Source organism: Anaerotruncus sp. 1XD42-93 (assembly GCF_009917605.1).
Classification (GTDB): domain Bacteria; phylum Bacillota; class Clostridia; order Oscillospirales; family Ruminococcaceae; genus Anaerotruncus.
Genome location: NZ_QZEG01000120.1, coordinates 1 through 3,671, shown reverse-complemented (window position 1 = coordinate 3,671; position 3,671 = coordinate 1). Strand labels below are relative to the sequence as shown.

Annotated in this window: 3 protein-coding genes; all 3 read left to right on the top strand. The window is 58.3% G+C overall.

Features of this window, described 5'->3' with window-relative positions:
* Positions 1–974: DNA topoisomerase (locus D5269_RS17095; RefSeq protein ID WP_243126943.1), on the top strand; the 974-nt coding region annotated here is incomplete at its 5' end.
* Positions 974–1,255, top strand: coding sequence for an immunoglobulin (locus D5269_RS17090; protein WP_120487169.1), 282 nt, complete (start codon positions 974–976; stop codon positions 1,253–1,255). The genes D5269_RS17095 and D5269_RS17090, both read left to right, overlap by 1 nt.
* A 2-nt stretch (positions 1,256–1,257) precedes the next feature.
* A partial coding sequence (locus D5269_RS17085) for an LPD28 domain-containing protein (protein WP_158605065.1) occupies positions 1,258–3,671 on the top strand: 2,414 nt, incomplete at its 3' end.

Sequence of the window (3,671 nt, the reverse complement as noted above, 5' to 3'; positions counted from 1 at the left end):
TGGAGCTGGTGGCCGCAAGGCTGCTGTGCGCGGTGGCGGAACCCCATCTCTACGAGGAAACCGCCGCCACGCTGGTCTGCGCCGGTCAGGAGTTTGCCGCAAAAGGGAAAACCATTCAGCGCCCCGGCTGGCGCAGGCTGGATTCCGCTTATCACGCCGGTCTGAAAAATGCCCCGGAGCCGGAGGGCGGGCCAGAGGAAAAGACGCTGCCGGAACTCTCCCAGGGACAGTCTTTACCTGTTTCCAACGCCTCCGTCAAGGAGGGGAAAACCAGCCCGCCAAAGCATTTCACCGAAGATACCCTGCTGTCGGCTATGGAGAACGCCGGTAAAGAAGATATGCCGGATACCGCCGAGCGCAAGGGATTGGGTACGCCTGCCACCCGCGCCGGGATTCTGGAAAAGCTGGCCTCCACCGGTTTTCTGGAACGGAAAAAGAGCAAAAAGACGGTCCAGCTGATGCCCTCCCGCGACGCGCGTTCCCTCATTACGGTTCTGCCGGAGCAGCTGCAATCCCCGCTGCTCACCGCCGAGTGGGAGTACCGGCTGGGCGAGATTGAGCGCGGCGAGCTTTCCCCGGAGGAGTTTCTGTCCGGGATTTACGCCATGCTGCGGGAGCTGGCAGCAACCTATCAGGTGGTTAAGGGGACCGAGTACCTGTTCTCCCCGCCCCGCGAAGCAGTAGGCAGATGCCCCCGGTGCGGCGGTGAGGTTACAGAATCGCAAAAGGGATTTTTCTGCCAAAGTGAAACTTGCAGATTTGCCATCTGGAAAGACAGCAAGTGGTGGAGCGCCAAGAAGAAACAGCCCACCAAGGCCATTGTCGCGGCCCTCTTAAAAGACGGGCGGGCAAGGCTCACCGGCTGCTACTCGGAAAAAACCGGAAAAACCTATGACGCGGATGTGCTTTTGGAGGATACCGGCGAGTATGTGAACTTCAAGCTGGACTTTGGCCAGCGGAAAGGAGGCTCGTGATGAAGCTGTCGCTGCTGGAACAGGAAACGGTTCTCCTTTATAACCAGGCCGAGTCTGCGGCAGAGGTCTATACCCATGACCCAAAGCTGATGAAAAAACTGAACCGCCTTGCCGGTAAACACCCGGAGCAGATCATCAAGAAGGACGCCAATAACTTTATTGTCCCCAAACGCTGTGTATCCGTCCGGGAGCCATACAGCACCGAGCGGCGCAAAGCCGCCAGTGAGCGGGCCAGGGCCGCAGGCTATAAGCCGCCGTTGAAATCATCCCCCGGTCAATAAGCATGGGCGGGAATGTCTTTGAAACGGTAAAGCAGTCCATCAGTACCAGAGAAGCGGCGGAACACTATGGAATCGAGGTAAAGCGGAACGGCATGGCCTGCTGTCCTTTCCACGATGACAGGACGCCCAGCCTGAAATTGGACCGCCGCTTTCACTGTTTCGGCTGCGGGGCGGACGGAGATGTGATCGACTTTGCCGCCAGACTGTATAACCTCTCCCCCAAAGAGGCGGCGGAAAAACTGGCCCAGGATTTTGGCCTGCTCTATGACAGTCAGGCGCCCCCGAAGAAAACCTATGTCCGTCAAAAGTCCGAAGCGCAGAAGTTCCGGGAATCAAAACAGCGGTGTTTCCGCGCTCTGGCAGACTACGCCCATCTGCTGCGGGGCTGGGAAACAGACCTTGCGCCCCTGACCCCAGAGGATGAGCCGCCCCCCCTTTTTGTGGAGGCGCTGCACCAAAAGGACTATGTGGAGTACCTTCTGGACTTTCTGATGGAGGATGGCATCGAGGAACAAAAAACATGGATTGCAACACACATAACAAAAATCATGGATTTGGAAAGGAGAAACAAGGAAATGGCAGAGAAACCCACCAACCGGGAACGGCTGCGGGAAATCACCGAGGGCATTGAGCAGAACATCAAGGAACTGTTTGAGAGCGAAAAGTATATGCGCTATCTGTCGGTGATGTCCCGGTTCCACCGCTACTCGGTCAATAATACCATGCTGATCTATATGCAGAAGCCGGACGCGACCCTTGTGGCTGGCTATAACAAGTGGAAGAACCAGTTTGAGCGCCATGTGAAGAAGGGCGAGCGCGGCATCACCATCATCGCGCCCACCCCCTATAAGAAGAAAATCGAGGAACAGAAGCTGGACCCGGACACCCATGCACCGGTGCTGGACGCAAACGGCAGGGTGGTCATGGAGGAAAAAGAGGTGGAAATCCCGCTGTTCCGTCCGGTCAAGGTCTTTGATGTGAGCCAGACGGACGGAAAGCCCCTGCCCTCCCTGGCGGCGGACCTGTTCGGGAATGTCCGGCACTTTGAGGCGTTTATGGAGGCGCTGAAACGCTCCGCCCCGGTTCCCCTTGCGTTTGAGGAAATGGACGCGGATACGGACGGATATTTTTCTTCCATTGAGCAGCGCATCGCCATCCGCCAGGGCATGAGCGAGGTGCAGACGGTTTCCGCCGCTGTCCATGAGATCGCCCACAGCAAGCTGCACAACTTTGATGTGCCGGACAACCCGGACGCGCCCTTGTATCAGGAAGTGGAGCTGTTTGGACAGCCAGCCCTGTTCTCCAATGACCGGATTGCCGCAGACGATCTGCCGGACGGACTGTTTTGTTATGACCTGCGCGGTTCCGACGATGACCCCGGTGCGCCGGTTGCGGTAGAGGAACGGGTTATGGTCAACCATGCCGGTTCCGTCATAACCGCAAAGCCGCTGGAACTGCCGGAGCAAGGGTATCTCCCCCTGACCGATGAATCCGGCCTGGACTTTAACGGCGGCGAAAAGACCGCCCAGCGGTTTTTGCAGGACCATAAAAAGGACCGGCGCACCGAGGAAGTGGAGGCCGAGAGCATCTCTTACGCGGTCTGCCAATATTTTGGGATTCAGACCGGCGCAAACAGCTTTGGGTACATTGCGAACTGGAGCCAGGGCAAGGAGCTGAAGGAACTGCGGGCCAGCCTGGAAACCATCAACAAGACCGCCGGTACTCTGATTGCCGATATTGACCGCCATTTTCAGGAGGTCTGCAAGGAGCGCGGCATTGATCTGGAATCCGGGCCGGAGCAGGACGCCGGAAAAGAAACCATACAGCCGGAAGGCCCGCAGGCCGGCCAGGAGAATCCAGAGGTTTCCCCTGAACCGGAACCCTCCTGGAAAATCCCCACCGAACTGCCGGAGCAGGACCCCTCCATGTTCCGCTATTACATTACCCAGGAATCGCTGGATGTGGGAACCTATCCTTTGATGGACGGGAAAACCATCACTGAACTTGCTGCGCCGGTAAAGGTGGAACAGGATTCCATCACTGCCTTTGGCTGTATCGACTACCCCCAGCCGCTGACCGCCGAACAGGAACGGGAATACGCCCTTTTGCCCGCCAGCCAAAACCCGCGGGCGCTGGATTCCATCGGCCATGCCGCAGAAGCCGCCCCTCTGCCCGACGCGCCGGAGCAGGCGCTGGATGAATACCCGATGCCGGACCCGGCGCTGTGGGAGGACGATCTGAAAAACTGCGGCTATCAGGACGGGGACTTGCTGCCCCTCTCCAAAGAGCGGGCGCTGGAACTGTTTGAGCAGGATTTGACGGTGTACGCGGTGGTGGACGGGGGCGGCGCGGAAATGCTCTTTGACCGGGAGGAATTTGAATCCCAGCTGCCCGGTACGGTGTTCGCCCTTTCCCG